Genomic DNA, 19,904 nt, shown 5'->3' on the forward strand with positions numbered 1-19,904 from the left:
CCGCCGCCACGGCCGGCGCCGCCGTCGCCGTGGTCGCGATCATCGCAGCCCTCATCACCACACCCCTCCACGACAACGGCCCGGCGGATCCGCACCCGTCGCCCCCCGTGATCCCGGTCGCCCCACCGTCCGGGGGACCCTCAGGGGAGACGCAGACGCCCGAACCCGACCAGTCCCCGCCGGTCACCCCCCAGCCCAGCGACGACCAGGCGACGCGGGAGGAGGAGCCCCGCGACCCGGAATCGAGAGCGCAATCCGACCCGGCCCACCCACTCACTCGCGAGGACAACTCCGTCGCCCCCGGACCCACGGAGGGGTGAACGTCGAAGCCTCCGACCCGGCCCGGGCTGCCCAAGCCCAACCGGACCACATCGTGCGCGCCCCATCCCGCGGGGGAGTGAGACTCCTCCCCGTCGACGAGGCCCGAACCATCGTCCGAAGACTCAACGCGACCAGTAGTCCGATTCGATGCTCGGCTCCGGAGCACGCTCTCCCGTGTATGCGGGGCCGCTCTGGGGGGGTGGAACTTCGGACACTTTGAAGCAAGGTGTTGCGATATCGAAGTAAACCTGTCCTATCGTGTTAATGAACACGCCGAGTCGATAATCCTCGGGCGTGCTTGCGTGAATGGAAGGCAACCTGCTCGTGTTCTCACTGGTGATGACAAAGTCTCGACTTTCCCAGTACGCTTTGACCTGGTCCAGAAATTCTTGACGCGCCGAATCCGAAACGATTGTGGTGACGGCCCTCTTTCGGACCACTGCTCCTGTCTCGTACGGGAGACCGCGAGGGTCGTCTGAGCATACAGAATCGAACGATGGAACGTGCTCCCACTGGACGGGAGGATCAATTGCCGCGATAACTCCGTCGAGGATCCCATCAGCGCGAATAGCCGCATCCCGCATGCTAGTATTTTCCAAGTCCTCGCCCCCTTGCTCCGGCGATGAGCCGATACCGCATCCCGCAATCAAAACCAGGAGCAGAGCAAAAGTTGCATTTCTCATCGAGGCTCCTCAGGAGTGATTGCTTCACCGTTTCCTGTCACAACCCTTGCGATATTCAGCGCCGATTCACCATCGATCTGCGGGTTGAAGTAGTTCGAATGAGCCTCGAACCAGCCTCCCACGATCGGAGGACCATCATCAACGAGGAAGCGCTGAGCACCGAAGGATTCACTGGCCGGATCCCTGCCGAACCAGATTTCATTGTCATTCCAGTCGGCAATTTGTCCACCCACATCCGCGCCAAAGATGGGGCCCAAGGGCTGAGTAAGACCTAGTAGTGCACCAGCACCGCCGAGTGCAGCTTCCTCAGGAGATGGAAGGCGAGTGACCACGTCGTTGTCCGCAGCCCCGACATAGACGTGTTCAGCCCCCACTCCGAGATCTTCAGCACTATCCACCCCCAGGCCAGGGCTCCCCAGAATGATGATGTCGTCGGCGTTCACTCCGCCCGCCTCCTGAGTGGCCATTGCAAGGGTGAGCGAGCCGTACGAATGACCTATCGCGGTGACGTGGGGATCATCTTGCAGGCTCGTCACGTTGATGCCTTCAAGAAACTTTTGGTAAGCGGGCGCACCCTCCCGAGCATGCTCGTCGCTCATCACATCCAGATTTTCCGGCAACCCCCAACCACCAGTACCCAACGGCGACATTCCCGCACTGTCGCCGACGATGGGGGCGTCGTAGCCAAGCCATACAATCGAGGCAGTGTCGGCCAACGAGTCGAGATCTCTGGCAGTTTCCGCTGTCTGAAGCGCGCGATCCATGGTATCGCTGAAACCTGCGTCCAATCTCGTGTTCAATCCGGGCACGTACGCAGATACGTTGTCAGCCGTGTCCGGGTTTCCGAAGGAGACGATGGCCCGCCCGTTTCCTTCGTCGCCGATACCAAGCAGAAACATGGGGGGATCGGTTTCTTCAGCCATTTGCTCCTGGACCGCCAGCAGCCCTTCGAGCTTCCGTTGTGAGTCGGCGTCGTCCCGGCCCTCCAGCTCCTCGATGAGCATGGGGAGGTACAGACGGTTGGCCTCGTCCCGCACCGCGGAGGGAACGCCGTCAATGTTGCCGATGGCCCCTGGGGCCATCGCGACCAGTGCGTCCTGGTTCTCCGCTGTCAGGTCGTTCCACCACTCCAGCGTCTCCTGTGGACTGCTGCCCGCGGCAATGGTGGCCAAGCGCTCGGGAACGTCTCTGGGCCAGACGACGCAGGTGTCCGCCGATCCCTGGTAGGGCGCACTGAGATGGGTCATGGTCTGCATGAAGAACTCCGCGTCGATCGGGAGTTCGGAGCGCTCCAGCAGGTCCAGGGCGACGTCATAGCCCAGCGACGAGTCCTGTCCCGTGCCTAACTGCTGGGCGCCCGCGAGGTTGAAGGCGTCCAGGCGCTCCTCGTAGCGCTGGCCCTGAACCGTGGTGTCCACCCAGTTCTGGTAGGCGTCCGTGCCGGGTTCCAGATCTCCGGGGACCCACATCGCCGCGTTGAGGATGTTGCCCATGGAGGTCCGCAGGGCCTCCGCGTCGTCCTGGGCGGTTTCGCTCATGTCGGCAGAGGCATGGTCCACCCGCTGCCAGAGGTCCAAGAACGCCTCCATGCCGATCTCGTCGACCAGGTATGACGCGAAGTCGGACTGCTCGTCCGCCACCGATGCCAGTCCCTGGAGTTGGGAGATGTCCTGCTCGCTGAGCTCCTCCTGGTTGGCGATGTCGAGGAACTGATCGGCGTGGAACTGGTTGCTGACCTCGAAGTTCCACTCGGCCTGGACGCCGGAGTCGTCATCGTCGGAGTCGACGTACCCAGGGATCGGCTCGCGGTACTCCTCCTCGCCACCACGCAGAATCCGGGCGCCCTCGCGCATCTGCTGGGCGGCGTCTCGTAACCACTCCAGCAGCGGCTGTAATCGCGAGAGTTCTCCCGATGCGTCCAGGGCGCGGGCGCGGTCCATGAAGTTGGCGAGGCTTCCGTAGGCTCCACCATCGCCACTGGTCCATAACTTGTCGGCTAACTCTTCGAGTTTGTCCGGGTCTGCGGAACGGTAATCACCCATGGCAGCACTCACTCCCCTCCCGCCCGAGGCTCCCCTCCCCGGCGCGGTACCGATGCGTAGCCTGGCTGAGCGTCACCAGGCGCCGAGAGGAACCTAGCCAGCGCAGCTTCGGAGCACCAGTGTGAGTCGGGTGCTGTCACCGATTCTTCACGCGAGGTGGAAAACGGCGTCGAGGACCCCGTAACGGTCAAAGGACTGCGTAATCAGCCGGAGAAGGTTGCCGGCCTCAACCGGAACGCGTCGTGCGCATCGCGTCCCGATTGACGGGACACCTCGCTCACGACACCGGGCAACACCTTGTGCGCGGACACCCGCGAGACCAGCCGGCCTACGCGGCCGGCCGGTGGGGACCGCCGGAGTTGTCCGCGCTGTTCCGTACGAGCGAGGCGCCCGACGCCCGGCGAAGGGCTCATGCGGTCCGCTTCCGCCTGGGCGGGCCGTTCCCGGGCGGGTAACGAAGCCCCGTCGTGTTCAGGTGGTGGGGAGCGAGGGGTGGTGGCAGAGGAAGGGATGTGCCGAGGTGGCCGGTGGTCGAAGGGTTGGCGTGGGGGTACAGGGCCCATCGCGCGCGGTGGGGGTCGATGACGAGCAGCGCTCCGATGTCCGGTAACGGCGGGCGCCGGTCGTCGCCGATCAGTACGGCGAGAGGTACGGCGCGGGGATGGATGAGGCGTTCGTCGGAGAGGAGGAAGCCAGCTGGGCAGACGATCAGGTCCGGGATCAGGAAGCCGCCTGGCTGCTTCGGGAGTTCGACGGCAGCGCCCTGGACCGTGACGAGGTGGAGGGCGGTAGGGCAGGGCGGAGTTGCCGTTCGAGGTTGCGGAGCAGGCCGAGGCGTCTGCCCTGCGGCGGCCGCGGTTGGCCGGGAAGGTCGATGCGCGTTCGGGTCCACCGCTGAAGGAGCGCGGCGGCCGCGCGTAACTGCCCGGTGTGGAACATGAGGCGACGGCGCGCCTTCACGGCTTGTCGCCCAGCGTGAACCAGACCAACTTTCCGGGCCCCGGCGCGTGGTGGCACACGCCCCATTCGGTGGCGTGGAGGGTGAGCAAGAGCAGTCCGCGCCCGCCCTCGTCGTCCGCGTCGGGCAGGTGGTCAGGAACGAGTGGAGTCCCCGGCGCCCGGTCGTGGACGAGTACGCGTACGGCTCCCCTGCGGGTCCATTCCGCGTGAAGCGCGATGGGAGCCGGGGCGACGCTGTGGACCGAGGCGACGAAGGCGTTGGTGACCAGCTCCGAGGTGAGCAGGGTGGCGATCTCGACGAGGTCCGCCCCGCCGGGCGCGGTGGGCGCGAGCGCCGCCCGGACGGCCTCGCGGGCGCTGCGCACCCACTGCGGTTCGGGCGGAAAGGTGAACGAGAAGTCTGTGAGGGATGGGGGCGCCGCATACGCGGAGCGGGTGGAGCACATGTTGTTCTTCCCGGCCTTCCTCCTTCCTCCTTCGGGCCCCGGTCATCCAGCCGTGTCGTTGCCGCACCGCCAACGGCATTGGCGGGCGGTGCGCTTCTCGGGAACAGAGGGTTGGGCCGTCGTGCCTAGGTCGGTGCGTAGGACGTAAGGACGGGACCAGGACGCGTCCCGTGGCCGATCCGGCGAGGGTGATATGCGTCGGATGATGCGGCCATGACCGTCACCAATGCCGCCACCGAACCGGCAGCCGTAGTCCCGGACCGCCCCTCGGGGCTGCGTCGACCCGGTGCCTGGCCCGTGCTCCTGGCCTCCTTCGTCGGCCAGTTCCTCGTGGTCCTCGACATCTCCGTGGTGAACGTCGCGCTGCCCAGCATGCGCGACGACCTGCACCTCACCTCGTCCTCCCTGCAGTGGGTCGTCAACGGCTACGCCGTCACGTTCGCGGGCTTCCTGCTGCTCGGCGGGCGGCTGTCCGACCTGCTCGGCAGCAAGCGGATCTACCTGGCGGGCCTCGCCCTGTTCAGCGCCGCCAGCCTCGCCGGCGGCCTGGCCCAGGACGGCGGCACGCTCATCGCCGCGCGGGCGGCCCAGGGCGTGGGCGCGGCGCTGCTGGCGCCGGTCACCCTGTCGCTGCTCACCAGCACCTTCCCCGAGGGCGCCGCCCGCACCCGGGCCATCGCCGTCTGGACCGCCGTCGGCGCCGGCGGCGGGGCGACCGGCGGGCTGATCGGCGGGGCGCTGACCGACTACGCCTCCTGGCGCTGGGTGTTGCTGATCAACGTGCCGATCGGGCTGCTCGTCGGCCTCGTCGTGCTGCTCCGGCTGCGCGAGCCGCGCACCGGCGCCGACCGGCCCGGCCTGGACCTGCCGGGGGCGGTGCTGGTCACCGCGGGCGTCGCCGCGGTGGCGTACGGCATCGGCGAGACCGAGTCCGCCGGCTGGACCACCGCCGAGGCCCTGGTGCCGATACTCGGCGGTCTGGCGGCGCTGGGCGCGTTCGTGGCCGTCGAGGCCCGCAGCAGGCACCCGTTGATGCCGCTGCGCCTCTTCCGCGTCCGCAGCGTCGCCGTCGGCAACCTGGTGACGCTCGTCAGCATGGTCGGCGCCTTCGCGATGTGGTACTTCCTCACCCTCTACATGCAGAACGTGCTGGACTACAGCGCGGTGCGCACCGGCGTGGCGTTCCTGCCCCACACGGCGGCGGTGATCATCGGCTCGCAGCTCGCGGCCCCGCTGATGGCCCGGCTCGGCAGCCGCGTGCTGACCGTGCTGGGCGGCCTGCTCACGGCGGGCGGCTTCCTGTGGCAGAGCGCGGTGCTGGACGCGGACGGCACCTTCCTCTCGGCCATACTCGGGCCGGCGGTGCCGATGGCCGCGGGCACCGCCGTGCTGATGACGTCTCTGACCGACACGGCCACCACCGGGGTCGCGAAGGCCGACGGGGGCGGCGTCTCGGGGCTGGTCAACACCTCCCGGCAGATGGGCGCGGTGCTCGGCCTGTCCGTGCTCGGGGCCTTCGCCACGTCGGGCGCGGCGGGTACCGGACCCGAAGCGGGGTACGCCGACGCGTTCCTGGCGGGAGGTCTGATCACCCTGGTCGCACTGCTGTTGGTGCCGCTGCTCCCCCGTGCGCGCCGCTGAGCGCCTGCCGTGCGCCGCCGTCCAACGACGTGATCTGTGGCATATCTATACGGAACCGGGCCGCCAACCGGTTTCTCAGAGAGCCGACGTCAGTGGAGGGCGCTAACGTCGAGTGAGGCAGGCATAGACTCGGCGCAGTCTAAGGGGGCGCGAGCATGAGTTACGGCGACGACTACGAGGACCCGCGCGCCCGCCGCGCCCCCGCACAGACCCGCACCCGCCTGCCCGAGGACGAGGAGGCGACGCCCCGTCAGCCCGCGTCGCCCAAACGCAGCCTGGCCACGATCGTCGCCGTGGTCGTGCTGCTGCTGGCGGCGATCGTCTTCGCGAACCAGACGGGCGGCGACGGCGACGACGGCACGGACGACCAGTCCGACGCCCAGACCCAACCCACCGCGCCCACCGGCGAACAGCCGGTCGACGGCACGATGAACGGCATCCCCTCCGGCTTCGCCCAAACGGAACAGGGCGCGGAGAGCGCGGCGGCGAACTACGCGGTCGCCCTCGGCGGCGAGGGCATGTTCAATCCCGAGGAGCGGCAGGCGATCGTCGACGCGGTCTACTCTCCCGACGTCGCCGCCGCCCGCGCCTCGGATCTGGAGGCGGCGTACACCGACCCGGACTTCCTCACGAGCATCGGGCTGACGGAAAGCGGTGAGGCGCCGGAGGACATGACCTTCGTCTCCCGCATCGTGCCGGTCGGCACCAGAGTCGTCGAGTTCGCGGAGACCGGCGCGACCGTCGAGGTCTGGTACTCGTCGCTGTTCGGCCTCGCGGGCACCGAGTCGACGAGCCCGGTGACCGAGAGCTGGTACACCAGCACCTATGAGCTGGCCTGGGTCGACGGCGACTGGAGGGTCACCGACTTCGCCCAGGAGGACGGTCCCGTGCCGGTCGCGCGTGACCAGCGCGCCTCCACGTCGGACGAGATGTCTGAAGCGGTCCAGGAATTCGGAGGGTTCACGTATGCGCGCTAGCCCTCGTCGTCGCATCGCCGGACTCGCGGCCGTCGTCGCGGGGTCCCTCGGTCTCGCTGTCGGGCTCGCCCCGCGGGCCTGGGCCGCCCCGGACGACGAAGACGACCCCTGTGACCTGATCCGCGGCCCCGCGCAGGACTACTGCGAGGGGGAGGATCCGGGGAGTGGTGGGGGTGGGGGGTCCGGGGACGACTCGTACAGTTCGACGTTGGATCCGTTGTCCTCGTTGGCGCAGGGGTGTGCCGACGCCGCCGCGTGGATCGTCGGTGAGCTGTCGGAGTTGGTGTCCGACACCACCAACGTCGACTTCACCAACGCCGCGTTCCTGCGGCAGTACGCGGTCGTCTTCGCCGCCTCCACCGTGCTGACCCTGATCCTGTGGCTGCTCGCCATCGTCAAGCGCGCGATCCGTGGGGTGCCGCTGACCACCGCCATCAGTGAGGCGATCGGGTTTCTCTGGCTGTGCGTCATGGCCTCGGCGTTCACCCCGCTCGCGCTGTACGTGGTGGTGGGGGCGACCGACAGCGTGACGGACGCGATCGTCGCCGGGACGGGGGACAACTCGGAGGCGTTCTTCGGGGACTTCCAGGCGGCGCTGGAGTCGGGCGAGGACATCGGCGGCGGACCGATCATGCTGATCGTGGTGTCGCTGGTGTCGATCCTGGCCGCCGGCGTGCTGTTCCTTGAGCTGACGATCCGGGCGGCCATGCTGTACGTGGGCGCGATGCTGGGCACCGCCGTGTACGCCGGGCTGGTGGACAAGAACCTCTGGGGCCACGTCAGGCGGTGGGCCGGGCTGATGATCGCGGTGATCCTCATCAAGCCGGTGATCGCCATCGTGCTGGGCCTCGCGGGCGCGCTGACCAACGCGGAGTCAGACGAGCCGACGGCCGCCTCGGCGATCATCTCCGGGCTCGCCATCATCCTGCTGGCGATCTTCGCCTCGGCCATGATCTACCGCTTCGTGCCCGGGTTCGGCGACGAGATCGTCAGCCAGCGGGCGATGCGGCAGGACACCGCGAGCCGGGCGGGCGCCGTGGCCGTGTCCTCCACCGCGCACACCCTGCGGCAGGGCATGAGCACGCACGGCGCGCGCGGCGGCGGTGGGGGCGGCGGAGCCGGCGCGGGCGCCGGGTCGGGGGCGGCCGGCGGTGGCGGTTCCCGGCCGGCCAACAACAACATCGCGAGCGGCGTCGCCGCGCACAGCACCCGCGGGAGCCGCGGCGGCCAGGCGGGCGGGGGCCGGGCGCCGCGGCAGGGCCGGCGCGGGGGTGGTGACGGGTGACCGCGCCGACGCAGCCGTTCACGCACCGGCGCCGCACGTACCTGATCGGGCGGGCACGCCCGCAGGCCCTGGTGGGGAAGAACCGGGAGACCGGGGAGATCGCGCTCATCGTGCTGGGCGCCTTCTTCGGCATGATGAGCGGCCTGTTGATCCCGGTGCTGACGGTCCGGATCGTGGGTCTTGTCGGGTTCCCGATGCTGGCCCTCGCGGCGGTGTACGTGCCGTACAACGGCCGCACGTTCTACAGGTGGTTCGAGGTGTCGCGTTCCTTCAGGCGCATGCTGCGGCGTGGCGCCAGGTACCGTTCCGGCGCGCCCGAGGCGGGCATCACGCTCGACGGGCGGGAGGTCGAGATCGGCACGCCGCCCGGCGTCGGCCGGGTCAACTGGCTGGCCACGGCGTTCGGCCCTGACGAGATCGCGATCCTGCTGCACCCGGACAAGAAGACCATCACCGCCGCCATCGAGATCGAGGGTCCTGGCGTCGGGCTGCGGGACAGCGAGGACCAGGAGGCGCTGGTCGAGCGGTTCGGGACGCTGCTGAAGCATGTGGCGAACGGCGACGGGCACGTGACGCGGCTGCAGATGCTGGCCCGCACGCTGCCGGCCGACCCCGACGCGCACGCCAACGACGTGCTGGAGCGCGGCGACACGGGCGCGCCCCGCTGGATAAGGGAGTCGTACGACCAGCTCCAGTCGATGGTGTCCACCTCCAGCGAGCAGCACCGGGCGTACCTGGTGGCGTGCATGCACCATTCGCGGGAGCTGAGCAACGAGGCGCAGGCCATCGCCAAGGCCGCGCGGGCGTCGCGGGAGCGGCGCAGGATGTCGCAGGACGAGGCGCTGGCCGTGATCATGGCGCGGGAGCTGACGGACATCTGCGCCCGGCTGACGGAGGCGGACATCCGGGTGCGGCAGCCGCTCGGGGAGGCCAGGCTGGCCTCGCTGGTGCACTCGATGTACGACCCGGACCATCCGATCGACCACATCCAGGCGATGTCGCAACGCAACGCCTGGCCGGCCGAGTTGGATGCCAGGCAGCCGACGTACCTGCAGGCGAAGACCAGGGAGTCGGACACCCGGGAGCCGTGGTGTCACGCCACCGCCTGGGTCAAGGAGTGGCCGATGACGCCGGTCGGGGTCAACTTCCTGGCCCCGCTGCTGGTGCACACGCCCGACGTGATCCGCACCGTGGCGGTCTGCATGGACCTGGAGCCGACCGAGATCGCCATCGAGCGGATGCTGACGGAGAAGACCAACGACGCGGCCGAGGCGTCGCGCGCGGCAAAGATGAATCGTACGGTGGACCCTCGGGACGTGGCCGCGCACAGCAGGGTGGACCAGCGCGGTGACGACCTGGCGTCCGGCGCGGCGGGGGTGAACCTGGTGGGGTACCTCACCGTGTCCTCGCCGAATCCGGAAGCACTTGCCAGAGACAAGCGCACGATCCGCGCCTCGGCGGGTAAATCCTATTTGAAGCTCGAGTGGTGCGACCGTGAGCACCACCGGGCGTTCGTGAACACGCTGCCCTTCGCCACGGGCATCAGGCGCTGAGGGTGGCGAGGGTGGCTGGGGTGTCCGACGCTGAAGGAGGAGGTGCAGCATGCCGCCGCGGGATCCGCTGAGCGCCATCACCGAGGCGTTCACCAGTCTGCTGTTCGGCAAGACCGAGACGGCCCGGCTGCCGGTGCGCACCTCCACCGGGCAGGCGCAGGCCGTGTACCTGCCCACCGCGGCCCCCGGGCTCGGCGACTCCGGGGTGATCATCGGCCGCGAGGTGTACTCCGGCAAGGGGTACATCTACGACCCGTTCCAGCTCTACGGGCAGCAGCTGCCCGCGCCGCACTGGCTGGTGCTGGGCGAGTCGGGGAACGGCAAGTCGGCGCTGGAGAAGTCGTACGTGCTGCGCCAGCTGCGGTTCCGCGAGCGGCAGGTGGTGGTGCTCGACGCGCAGGGCGAGGACGGCGTCGGCGAGTGGAACCTGGTCGCCGAGCAGCTGGGCATCACGCCGATCCGGCTGGACCCGGTGGGTGCGCAGAGCGGCAACGTGCGGCTCAATCCGCTGGATCCGGCGATCACCACGACGGGTCAGCTGGCGCTGCTGCGCACCATCATCGAGGTGGCGCTCGGCCGCCCGCTGGACGAGCGCTCCGGGTTCGCGCTGAAGGTCGCGCACGCCTACGTGAACCAGACGACGACGGGCCGCCAGCCGATCCTGACGGACATCGTGGAGCGGCTGCGGCACCCGCGCCCGGAGTCGGCCGAGGCGATGAACGTGGAGCTGGAGGACGTCCGGGCCTGGGGGCTCGACGTGGCGCTGGTGCTCGACCGGCTGGTCGACGGCGACCTGCGCGGCATGTTCGACGGGCCGACGACGGTCGGGATCGACCTGGACGCGCCGCTGATCATCTTCGACCTCTCGCACATCGACCGGAACTCGATCGCGATGCCGATCCTGATGGCGATCGTCGGGGTGTGGCTGGAGCACACCTGGATCAGGCCGGACCGGCGGAAGCGCATCTTCCTGGTCGAGGAGGCCTGGCACATCATCAACTCCCCGTCGGTGGCCCAGCTGTTCCAGCGGCTGCTGAAGTTCGGGCGGCGGCTCGGCCTGTCCTTCGTGGCCGTGGTGCACCATCTGTCCGACGTGGTGGACGGCGCCGCGGCCAAGGAGGCGGCGGCGATCCTGAAGATGGCCTCCACCCGCACGATCTACGCCCAGAAGTCCGACGAGGCACGGGCCACGGGGCAGGTGCTCGGCCTGCCGCGCTGGGCGGTGGAGATCATCCCGACGCTCACCCCCGGCATGGCGGTCTGGGACGTCAACGGCAACGTCCAGGTGGTCAAGCATCTGGTCACCGAGGCGGAGCGGCCGCTGGTCTTCACGGACCGGGCGATGACCGAGTCGGCGGCGGCGCTGGAGACGATGGCCCGGGCGGTGCACGGACCCGAAGAGCCGCTCGCCCTGGAGGAGGGCCACGGGGAGCGGGATGATCTCTTCGAGGCGGAGACGGAGGCCCGGGTCGCGGCCTTCGAGAAGCGGCAGGGAGTCGGGTAGTCGACTACCCGAAGGTCGGTCGGGCGGAAGTCGGGGAGAAGCGGTGACGTCGTACGAGCCGGGCGCGCGGCAGCGGCCCTCGGGCCAGCGGCCCGAGCGGCGCGGCGGCGGGGTGCCGGACGGGCTGCTGGTGGGCGGCGTGCTGCTGCTGATCAGCCTGGCCACGTTGACCTGGAGCTCGACCGAGCTGGGCGGGTTGATCGCGCACGGGCGGTGGCCGGAGGGCGTCGCGTTCGTGGACACCGGCACGGCCGTGCGGTCGTTCCTGACGGCGCCGCGGGACGTGGCCGAGGCGTGGCCCAACGCGTCGGCGGAGGACCTGCCCAGCGGGACGATGCTGTGGCTGACGTTCCTGGCCCAGCTGATGGTCCTCTTCTCCTCGGCGCTGTGGATCGCGTTCCGGGTGGCGAGTTGGCGAGCGCGACGCGCGGATCGCGGGAAGCGCGATCCGCGCGGGGAGATGGCGGACGAGGCGCCGCCGGTCGCCCGGCCGCGCGGCCGGGCGTCGGACGCCCTCGGGCCGGAGCCGACGGAGGCGGCGGGGTGGGAGCAGCGCCCCGCGACGGCCGCGTCCGGCCCCGAGGTCCCGCTGCCCGGCCGGCCGGAGGACCGCGGCGGGCAGGGCGGACGGCAGGGACACGGGCACGCGCCCGGAGCGCCCGGCGACCACGGGCCGGTCGCCGCCGGTTCGGCAGGGTCGGCTGGTTCGGCTGGTTCGGCTGGGGGCGCCGCGGCTGCGCCGCCGGTGGCTCCGGAGCAGCCCGTCGAGCCGCTGCCCGAGCCGCTGCCCGAGGCGGCGGCGACCGGCGGAGCCGGATTCGTCGCGGCGGCGGCGGTCGGACACGGCTCCAGCGGCGGGGCCGGCGCGCGGGAGGCCGTCGCCGAGGTGCTGCGGGCACCGGAGGGAGTGCTGGTCATCGATCCGGACGGCCGGCTGTGGACCCGGACCGCCCGGCAGCGCGGCAAGCTCGGCCCGGTGCACGTCTACGATCCGGGCCACGCCACGGACGCGCCGGTGCGCCTGCGGTGGGCGCCGCAGCGCGGTTGTGAGGAGATGCCCGTGGCCCGGCGCCGGGCCGCGGCGCTGCTCGCGCCGGTGCGTCCCACCGAACCCGTCTTCCAGCTCGACGCGGAGACCGCCGAGACGCTGCTGCGCTGCTATCTGCACGCCGCCGCGCTGGCCGGCGAACCGATCCAGCAGGTGCTGCGCTGGGCGCACGGCGCGCCGTCGGGCCACGGCCGGGCCGCCGCGGAGCCGGGCAAGATCCTGCGCGGCAACTCCCGGGTCGCGCCGGGCGCGTCGATGGAGCTGGAGAGCACGCTCACCACGCATCCGGGACGCCGGGACGCCGGCCTGGCGCTGATCGGCCGGGCGCTGGCCGGCCTGGACCAGCTGCACATCCGCCAGTCCTGTTCCCCGGGCCGGGTGGACGCCCTGTCGTTGGACAACGTCTCGGGCGAGGGCGGCACGCTGTACGTGGTGGGCGACCACAAGGAGACGGCGGGTCTGCGCAACGCCTTCGCCGAGGCCGTCACCACGGACCAGCCGCGGCTCGCCGTCGTCGACGGCGGCTAGCCGGGCTTGAAGCCCAGTTCGTAGGTGCGCACCGAGGGGTCGCGGGGGTCGGCGTCGCTCTCGCCCGTCGGTTGGAAGCCCATGGCGGCGTAGAAGCGGGCGGCGCGCGGGTTGTTCTCGTGGACGTGCAGCCGCACCTCGCGGCCGCCGGCCCAGGCTATGGCCGTCCGCAGCAGCTCCCCGGCCAGGCCGGTGCCGCGGTGCTCGGGCAGCATGTAGACGCTGATCACGCGCGCGAAGCGGGTGGTGAGGAAGACGGCGAGCATGCCGCCCCAGCGCCCGTTCTCGTCCTCGCCTATGAAGGTGACCGTGCCGTCGTGATCCCCCGACGCGCGTCGCTCCCAGTCCCGCTGCGGCAGCCGCGCCGCCTTCTCGTGGCGCTCGAAGAACGCCACCGGGGCCACGGGATCCGCGAGGGCGGCCAGCCGCAACTCCCGCAGCTCCCGCCAGTCCTCGCGGCAGGTCCGTCGAATCTTGTACGCCATGCCCTGATGCTGGCACCAGGCGACCCACAAGTAAATCGAGAAAACCCGGTGGTCCGCCGGACGAATCCGGGTCTAGGCTCGCCTGCTTGTGTATGGAGCCGTTGCGATCAGTGGATTCAGGCGTTACGCGACGTACCGAGTAGCCACGGCGGCCGGGGTTTTCACCAACACGGTATTCGGATTCGTGCTCAGTTTCGCCTTCACGGCCCTGTGGGCCGAACGGCCCCGGCTCGGCGGCTACGACGAGGCGCAGGCACTCACCTTCGTGTGGACGGGCCAGGCGCTGCTGGCCACGATGGCGGTGTTCGGGCAGGGCTTCGGCCACGAGTTGCAGGAGCGGATCCGCAGCGGGGACGTGGCCGTCGACATCTACCGGCCGGTCGACTTCCAGCTCTGGTGGCTGGCCTCCGACCTGGGCCGCGCCGGGTTCGAACTCCTGGGCCGCGGGGTGGCGCCGATGCTCGTGGGCGCCCTCGCGTTCGAGCTCGCGCTCCCGGTCAGCCCGTTGACCTGGGTGTGGTTCCTGTGCTCGGTGGCGCTGGGCGTGCTGGTCAGCTTCGGCATCCGGTTCCTGGTGGCGCTGTCCGCGTTCTGGCTGCTGGACGCCACCGGGGTGGCCATGGTCTCCGTGCTGCTGACCACGTTCTTCTCGGGAATGACGCTGCCGCTCACCGTCTTCCCCGGTTCGTTCGGGGACAGCGTCCAGTGGCTGCCCTGGGCGGCGATCGTCCAGGTCCCGGCGGACGTGCTGCTGGGGCGGCACGAGGGGATGGACGTGCTGACGGCGTTGGCGTTCCAGGCCGGTTGGGCGCTGGTGCTGCTGGCGGTGGGCCGGGCGGTCATGGCGGCGGCCACCCGGAAGGTGGTGGTTCAGGGTGGGTGAGGCGGCGCGGGCACTGCGGGCGTACGGCCTGATCGTCCGGATGTGGGTGCGTTCGACGATGGCCTACCGAACGTCGTTCGCGCTGACCACGATCGGCAACGCGGCCGGCAGCGCCCTGGACTTCGTGGCCGTCGCGCTCATGTTCTCGCAGGTGGACACGCTGGGCGGTTTCACGGTCGGCGAGGCGGCCCTGCTGTACGGCACGTCGAGTGTCGCGCTCGGCGTCGCCGACCTGCTGCTGGGCAGCATGGACACGCTCGGCGGCCGGATCCGGGACGGCACGTTGGACACGCTGCTGGTCCGCCCGGTGCCGGTGTTCGCGCAGGTCGCCGCGGACCGCTTCGCGCTGCGTCGGCTGGGCCGCGTCGCCCAGGCCCTGGTGGTGCTGGTCTGGGCGCTGACCCAGGTGGACGTGGACTGGACGGTGGCACGGGTGGTCTGGCTGCCCGTGATGCTGGTCAGCGGTTCGCTGATCTTCGGGGCGATCTGGACGCTGGGCGGCGCGTTCCAGTTCGTCGCCCAGGACGCGGCGCAGGTGCAGAACTCCTTCACCTACGGCGGCAACAACCTGCTCAAGTACCCGCCGACGATCTTCGCCAGGGAGCTGGTGAGTGGGGTGACGTTCGTCGTGCCGCTGGCGTTCGTCAACTGGCTGCCGGTGCTGTGGCTGCTGGGCCGGGACGACCCGCTGGGTCTGCCGGCGTGGGTGGACTTCCTCTCCCCGGTGGTCGCGGTGCTGATGTGCGGCGTCGCCGCGCTGGCCTGGCGGGCCGGGGTGCGGAGCTATCGGAGCACGGGGAGCTGATCACGGTGAACGAGACGGAGAAGATGGCCGACGAGGTCGCGGACGACGTGCTGATCGAGCTGGCGGACCTGGAGAAGGTGTTCCAGGTCCGGGTGAAGGCCGGCAGGCTGCGCCGGGAACGCCGCGAGGTCCGCGCCGTGGACGGGATCTCGTTCCGGGTGCGGCGCGGCGAGATGGTCGGCTATATCGGCCCGAACGGCGCGGGCAAGTCGACCACGATCAAGATGCTGACCGGCATCCTGACCCCCAGCGGCGGCCGGCTGCGGGTCGCCGGCATCGACCCGGCACGGGACCGCACCCGGCTCGCCCGGCGCATCGGGGTGGTGTTCGGGCAGCGCACGACGCTGTGGTGGGACCTGCCGCTGAAGGACTCGTACCAGCTGGTGCGCCGCATCTACCGGGTGCCGGAGCGGCGGTTCGCCGAGAACCTCGACCGGTGCGTGGAGCTGCTGGAGCTGGCGCCGCTGCTCGACGTGCCGGTGCGGCAGCTGTCGCTGGGCCAGCGGATGCGCGGCGACATCGCGGCGGCGCTGCTGCACGACCCCGAGGTGCTGTACCTGGACGAGCCGACCATCGGCCTGGACGTGGTCAGCAAGGCGAGGGTGCGCGGGTTCCTCGCCGACCTGAACGCCGAGCGCGGCACCACCGTGCTGCTGACCACGCACGATCTGACCGACATCGAACAGCTCTGCTCGCGGGTGATGGTGATCGACCACGGGCGGCTGATGTACGACGGGCCGCTGTCCGGACTGCACGAGGTGGGCGAGAGCGAGCGGACGCTCGTGGTCGACCTGGAGCGGGAAGTGCCGCCCATCGACGTCCCCGGGGCGCGGACGGTCCGGGTGGACGGCCCCCGGCAGTGGCTGGCGTTCCCGGCGACGGCCAGCGCGGCCCCGCTGGTGGCCGACGTGGCGGCGCGGTACCCGCTGCTCGACCTGTCGCTGCGCGAGCCCGACATCGAGGACGTGATCTCCCGGATGTACGCGATGGGCTCGGCGTCCGGCGACGGTGTGGACCAGGCTTCCGGCGAGGCGCCGGAGGGGCCCCGGGGGACTGTCGGGGGCAGCAGGGTGGGGTAATCCCCCGGTCCGATACGGCGCTGCGCACCATCGTGCCGCACCCCCGCTGAACGGCACCGTTGTCTCGTACCCAGAAGGGTGAGAGCGAGCGGCTCAGCAGAGGAGACGGACCGTGACGGCGACAGTTCCGATTCCGCCCCGAGTGACGGCAGCGGTTGCCGCGCGGGCGGAGGGTGTGGTCAAGGCGTACGGGTCGGGGGAGACCCGGGTGGTGGCGTTGGACGGGGTGAGTATCGACGTGGCGCGGGGGGCGTTCACGGCGATCATGGGGCCTTCGGGGTCGGGTAAGTCGACGTTGATGCACTGCCTGGCGGGGTTGGACACGGTGACCTCGGGGCGGATCTGGATCGCGGGGACGGAGGTCACGGGGCTTCGGGACAAGAAGCTGACGCGGCTGCGGCGGGACAACGTGGGGTTCATCTTCCAGGCGTTCAACCTGCTGCCGACGTTGAACGCGGCGGAGAACATCACGTTGCCGATGGACATCGCGGGGCGTAAGCCGGATCAGGCGTGGTTGGACCGGGTGATCGACACGGTCGGGCTGCGGGACCGGCTGCGGCACCGGCCGAACGAGCTGTCGGGTGGGCAGCAGCAGCGGGTGGCGGTGGCGCGGGCGTTGGCGGCGCGTCCGGAGATCATCTTCGGGGACGAGCCGACGGGGAACCTCGACTCCCGGGCCGGTGCCGAGGTGCTGGGCTTCCTGCGGAAGAGCGTGGACGAGCTCGGCCAGACCATCGTGATGGTCACCCACGACCCCGTCGCCGCCGCCTACGCCGACCGGGTCCTGTACCTGGCGGACGGCCGGGTGGTGGACGACATGTACCACCCGACCGCCGACCTGGTGCTGGACCGCATGCGGCGCTTCGACGCGCGGGGACGCGTGTCATGACCGTCCTGAAGACGTCCCTGCGGAGCTTCTTCTCCCACAAGGCGCGGATGCTGCTCTCCGGCGTCGCCGTCATGATCTCGGTGGCGTTCGTCTGCGGCAGCCTGGTGTTCAGCGACACGCTCAGCGCGACCTTCGACAAGTTCTTCACCTCCATCAGCTCCGACGTGACGGTGGAGCCGGAGGAGCGGGACAACGCCAACGACACCGGCCGTCCCGAGACGCTGCCCGCCTCGCTCGTCGAGCGGCTCGCCGGCGTCGACGGCGTCGCCGAGGCGAACGGCATGGTCATCAACGAGGCCGTGTCGATCGTGGACGGGCACGGCGAGAGCGTCGACTCGCCGGCCGGCGCGCCGACGTTCGGCGGTGACTGGGGCCCGGTCGCCGAGGACACCATGAACCTCGCCGAGGGCGACGCGCCCTCGGGACCGAACGAGGCGCTGATCGACGCCGACACGGCCGAGAGCAACGACATCGCGGTCGGCGACGAACTCAGGCTGATCACGATGTCCGGCACCACGCCCGTGCGGGTCACCGGACTGGCCGAGTTCGAGGGCACCAACCCGGGCGCCGCGTACCTGCTGATGGAACCGGCCGCCGCCCGCGAGACGCTGCTCGGCGGCTCCGACCTGGTCAGCGCGGTGCACGTGAACGCGGCCGACGGGGTCAGCGACGCCGAGCTCAAGCGGCGGATCGCGGCGGAGCTCGGCCCGGACTCGGAGCTCCAGGTGCACACCCGGGAGGAGTCCACCGAGTCGATGACCAACGAGGTGGGGTCGTTCCTCGACATCACCCGCTACGCGATGCTCGGCTTCGCCGGGGTGGCGGTGCTGGTGGGGATCTTCCTCATCGTCAACACCTTCTCCATGCTGGTCGCCCAGCGCACCCGGGAGATCGGCCTGATGCGGGCCGTCGGCGCCAGCCGCCGGCAGACCGGCCGCACGGTGCTGGTCGAGGCGCTGCTGCTCGGCGTCATCGGCTCGGTGCTCGGCGTCGGCGCCGGCATCGGCCTGGCCGTCGGCCTGATGTCGCTGATGCAGTCGTCGGGGATCAACCTCTCCACGGAGCAGCTGACCGTCAACCCGGCCACGCCGATCGTCGGCCTCGTGGTCGGCGTCGTGTCCACCCTGCTGGCGGCCTGGCTGCCGGCGCGGCGCGCCGGGCGGGTCTCGCCGATGGCGGCGCTGCGCGAGGCGGGCGCGGGCGGCGCGGCGCCCGGCGACGGCCGCCCGGGCAGGCTGCGGGCGGTGCTCGGCCTGCTGCTGGTCGGCGGCGGAGCGGCCGCGCTGTGGGCGGCCGGGACGGCCGGCGAGGCGTCGGACGGCGCCCCGTACCTGATGGGTGGGCTGCTGCTGACGCTGGTCGGCGCGATCGTCGTCGGGCCGCTGCTGGCGTCCGTGGTGGTGCGGGTGCTCAACGCGGTGGTGCTGCGGGTCTTCGGCTCGGTGGGCCGGATGGCCGGCCGCAACGCCCTGCGCAACCCGCGCCGCACCGGCGCGACGGCCGGCGCGCTGATGATCGGCCTGGCCCTGGTCGGCTCGCTGTCCGTGGTCGCCTCCTCGGTGGTGGCCTCGGCCTCCGACCAGCTGGACCGCTCGGTCGGCGCGGACTTCATCATCGAGTCCTCGGGAAGCGGCCTGATCACCCCGCAGGCGGTGGCGGCCATCAGGGACACGCCGGGCCTGGCCCACGTGACGGAGTACCGCGGCGTCAACCTGAAGCTGACGACGCCGGACGGCCGGAGCTCGAACGAGGAGATCGTCGCGGCCGATCCGACGTACGCGGAGGACCTGCGGGCGGTGACGGTGGCCGGCGAGCTGGCGGACGCGTACCAGCCCGGCCACCTGGCGGTGAGCGAGGGATACGCCGAGGAGCACGACCTGTCGGTCGGCGACGAGCTGACGGCGCGGTTCGTGGGCGGCGACCGTGCCACGCTGACGCTGGGCGCGATCACCTCCGAGGACACGCTCTTCGACCAGGGCGCGATGTACATGAGCACCGAGACCGCGCGGGCGCATCTGCCGGCGGACCAGATGCCGCTGAACTTCGTGGTGTTCGCCAAGGCCGACCCGGGCCAGAAGGCGGCGGTCCACGCGGCGCTCAAGGACAGCCTGCGGGACTACCCGCAGTACGACGTCCGCGACCAGGAGGACTACAAGCAGCTGATGGAGGACGAGATCGGCGGCGTGCTCAACCTGGTGTACGGGCTGCTGGCGCTGGCGATCATCGTGGCGATCCTGGGCGTGGTGAACACCCTGGCGCTCTCGGTCATCGAGCGGACCCGGGAGATCGGCCTGATGCGGGCCATCGGCCTCTCCCGCCGCCAGCTGCGCCGGATGGTCCGGCTGGAGTCGGTGGTCATCGCCCTCTTCGGCGCGCTGCTGGGGCTGGGCATGGGCCTGGCGTGGGGCTGGACGGCGCAGCAGCTGCTGGCGGAGTCGGGCTTCGGGGTGCTGGAGATCCCGTGGCCGACGATCGGCACGGTCTTCGCCGGTTCGGCGGTGGTCGGCCTGATAGCCGCCCTGGTCCCGGCCTTCCGCGCCGGCCGGATGAACGTCCTGGGCGCCATCGCGACGGAGTGACTACCCGTCACGGAACCGGACGGTCCGGGCCCGCGCGTTCCCCCTACCCGGGGAGCCGCGGGCCCGCCCCGTCCCACGGGGCGGGCTGCCGCCCAGGGCAAGGCGCTGCCCGCGAAGAGGGCACTGCCCACAGGGCACAGCACCGCCCGCACGACTCAGGGCGCCCGCGGGGCGGAGTGCCGGCCCGCAGGGGGCG

14 protein-coding genes and 1 pseudogene are annotated in these 19,904 nt (G+C 70.8%); 12 read left to right on the forward strand and 3 right to left on the reverse strand.

The annotated features are described in order from the left end of the window. Window positions 1–320 (forward strand): annotated as a pseudogene (locus ABGB06_RS22195) (hypothetical protein); the annotation flags it as partial. Between the two features lie 680 nt (window positions 321–1,000). Here ABGB06_RS22195 and ABGB06_RS22200 read toward each other — a convergent pair. After that, window positions 1,001–3,046, reverse strand: a complete 2,046-nt coding sequence (locus tag ABGB06_RS22200) for an alpha/beta hydrolase (protein ID WP_347592074.1) — start codon at window positions 3,044–3,046, stop codon at window positions 1,001–1,003. A 956-nt stretch (window positions 3,047–4,002) separates the two neighbouring features. Next, window positions 4,003–4,452: an ATP-binding protein gene (locus ABGB06_RS22205; RefSeq protein ID WP_347592076.1), complete on the reverse strand. Its 450-nt coding sequence runs from the start codon at window positions 4,450–4,452 to the stop codon at window positions 4,003–4,005. A gap of 213 nt (window positions 4,453–4,665) precedes the next feature. On the opposite strand from ABGB06_RS22205, the gene ABGB06_RS22210 reads away from it, so the two are divergent. From ABGB06_RS22210 to ABGB06_RS22235, 6 genes are all read left to right on the forward strand, one after another. Then, complete coding sequence (locus ABGB06_RS22210) at window positions 4,666–6,093, forward strand: MFS transporter (RefSeq protein ID WP_347592078.1); 1,428 nt, start codon at window positions 4,666–4,668, stop codon at window positions 6,091–6,093. A 155-nt stretch (window positions 6,094–6,248) separates the two neighbouring features. Then, window positions 6,249–7,070 (forward strand): hypothetical protein, encoded by an 822-nt coding sequence (locus ABGB06_RS22215; RefSeq protein ID WP_347592080.1) that lies wholly within the window; start codon window positions 6,249–6,251, stop codon window positions 7,068–7,070. Next, window positions 7,060–8,355, forward strand: coding sequence for a hypothetical protein (locus ABGB06_RS22220; RefSeq protein ID WP_347592082.1), 1,296 nt, complete (start codon window positions 7,060–7,062; stop codon window positions 8,353–8,355). Before ABGB06_RS22215 ends, ABGB06_RS22220 begins: the two co-directional genes overlap by 11 nt. Further along, a complete protein-coding gene (locus tag ABGB06_RS22225; RefSeq protein WP_347592084.1) occupies window positions 8,352–9,908 on the forward strand; it encodes an SCO6880 family protein in 1,557 nt (518 codons plus the stop codon). Before ABGB06_RS22220 ends, ABGB06_RS22225 begins: the two co-directional genes overlap by 4 nt. 49 nt (window positions 9,909–9,957) lie before the next feature. Next, window positions 9,958–11,412: an ATP-binding protein gene (locus tag ABGB06_RS22230; RefSeq protein WP_347592086.1), complete on the forward strand. Its 1,455-nt coding sequence runs from the start codon at window positions 9,958–9,960 to the stop codon at window positions 11,410–11,412. A gap of 43 nt (window positions 11,413–11,455) precedes the next feature. After that, window positions 11,456–12,988, forward strand: coding sequence for a type VI secretion protein (locus tag ABGB06_RS22235; protein ID WP_347592088.1), 1,533 nt, complete (start codon window positions 11,456–11,458; stop codon window positions 12,986–12,988). Here ABGB06_RS22235 and ABGB06_RS22240 read toward each other — a convergent pair. Next, the gene (locus ABGB06_RS22240) at window positions 12,985–13,473 is read right to left on the reverse strand and encodes a GNAT family N-acetyltransferase (protein WP_347592090.1); all 489 of its coding nucleotides are present in this window, start codon (window positions 13,471–13,473) and stop codon (window positions 12,985–12,987) included. The genes ABGB06_RS22235 and ABGB06_RS22240 overlap by 4 nt on opposite strands. An 82-nt stretch (window positions 13,474–13,555) precedes the next feature. On the opposite strand from ABGB06_RS22240, the gene ABGB06_RS22245 reads away from it, so the two are divergent. From ABGB06_RS22245 to ABGB06_RS22265, 5 genes are all read left to right on the forward strand, one after another. Beyond that, window positions 13,556–14,356 (forward strand): ABC-2 family transporter protein, encoded by an 801-nt coding sequence (locus tag ABGB06_RS22245; RefSeq protein ID WP_347592513.1) that lies wholly within the window; start codon window positions 13,556–13,558, stop codon window positions 14,354–14,356. Window positions 14,357–14,396: 40 nt separating this feature from the next. Then, window positions 14,397–15,161 (forward strand): ABC transporter permease, encoded by a 765-nt coding sequence (locus ABGB06_RS22250; protein ID WP_347592515.1) that lies wholly within the window; start codon window positions 14,397–14,399, stop codon window positions 15,159–15,161. A gap of 23 nt (window positions 15,162–15,184) precedes the next feature. Beyond that, window positions 15,185–16,240, forward strand: a complete 1,056-nt coding sequence (locus tag ABGB06_RS22255; protein ID WP_347592517.1) for an ATP-binding cassette domain-containing protein — start codon at window positions 15,185–15,187, stop codon at window positions 16,238–16,240. A gap of 142 nt (window positions 16,241–16,382) precedes the next feature. After that, entirely contained in the window at window positions 16,383–17,129 is a 747-nt protein-coding gene (locus ABGB06_RS22260) for an ABC transporter ATP-binding protein (protein WP_347592092.1), read from the forward strand. Next, window positions 17,126–19,708, forward strand: coding sequence for an FtsX-like permease family protein (locus ABGB06_RS22265; protein WP_347592094.1), 2,583 nt, complete (start codon window positions 17,126–17,128; stop codon window positions 19,706–19,708). The genes ABGB06_RS22260 and ABGB06_RS22265 overlap by 4 nt, the downstream gene beginning before the upstream one ends. Window positions 19,709–19,904 lie beyond the last annotated feature (196 nt).

It is taken from the genome of Streptomyces sp. B6B3, from assembly GCF_039871525.1.
GTDB lineage: Bacteria > Actinomycetota > Actinomycetes > Streptomycetales > Streptomycetaceae > Streptomyces.

Bases quoted from the DNA above. Each gene is read 5' to 3' on its own strand.
- ABGB06_RS22240 (WP_347592090.1), bottom strand. From the start codon at position 13,473: ATGGCGTACAAGATTCGACGGACCTGCCGCGAGGACTGGCGGGAGCTG.
- ABGB06_RS22205 (WP_347592076.1), bottom strand. From the start codon at position 4,452: ATGTGCTCCACCCGCTCCGCGTATGCGGCGCCCCCATCCCTCACAGAC.
- ABGB06_RS22230 (WP_347592086.1), top strand. From the start codon at position 9,958: ATGCCGCCGCGGGATCCGCTGAGCGCCATCACCGAGGCGTTCACCAGT.
- ABGB06_RS22200 (WP_347592074.1), bottom strand. From the start codon at position 3,046: ATGGGTGATTACCGTTCCGCAGACCCGGACAAACTCGAAGAGTTAGCC.
- ABGB06_RS22210 (WP_347592078.1), top strand. From the start codon at position 4,666: ATGACCGTCACCAATGCCGCCACCGAACCGGCAGCCGTAGTCCCGGAC.
- ABGB06_RS22250 (WP_347592515.1), top strand. From the start codon at position 14,397: ATGTGGGTGCGTTCGACGATGGCCTACCGAACGTCGTTCGCGCTGACC.
- ABGB06_RS22255 (WP_347592517.1), top strand. From the start codon at position 15,185: ATGGCCGACGAGGTCGCGGACGACGTGCTGATCGAGCTGGCGGACCTG.
- ABGB06_RS22265 (WP_347592094.1), top strand. From the start codon at position 17,126: ATGACCGTCCTGAAGACGTCCCTGCGGAGCTTCTTCTCCCACAAGGCG.
- ABGB06_RS22215 (WP_347592080.1), top strand. From the start codon at position 6,249: ATGAGTTACGGCGACGACTACGAGGACCCGCGCGCCCGCCGCGCCCCC.
- ABGB06_RS22220 (WP_347592082.1), top strand. From the start codon at position 7,060: ATGCGCGCTAGCCCTCGTCGTCGCATCGCCGGACTCGCGGCCGTCGTC.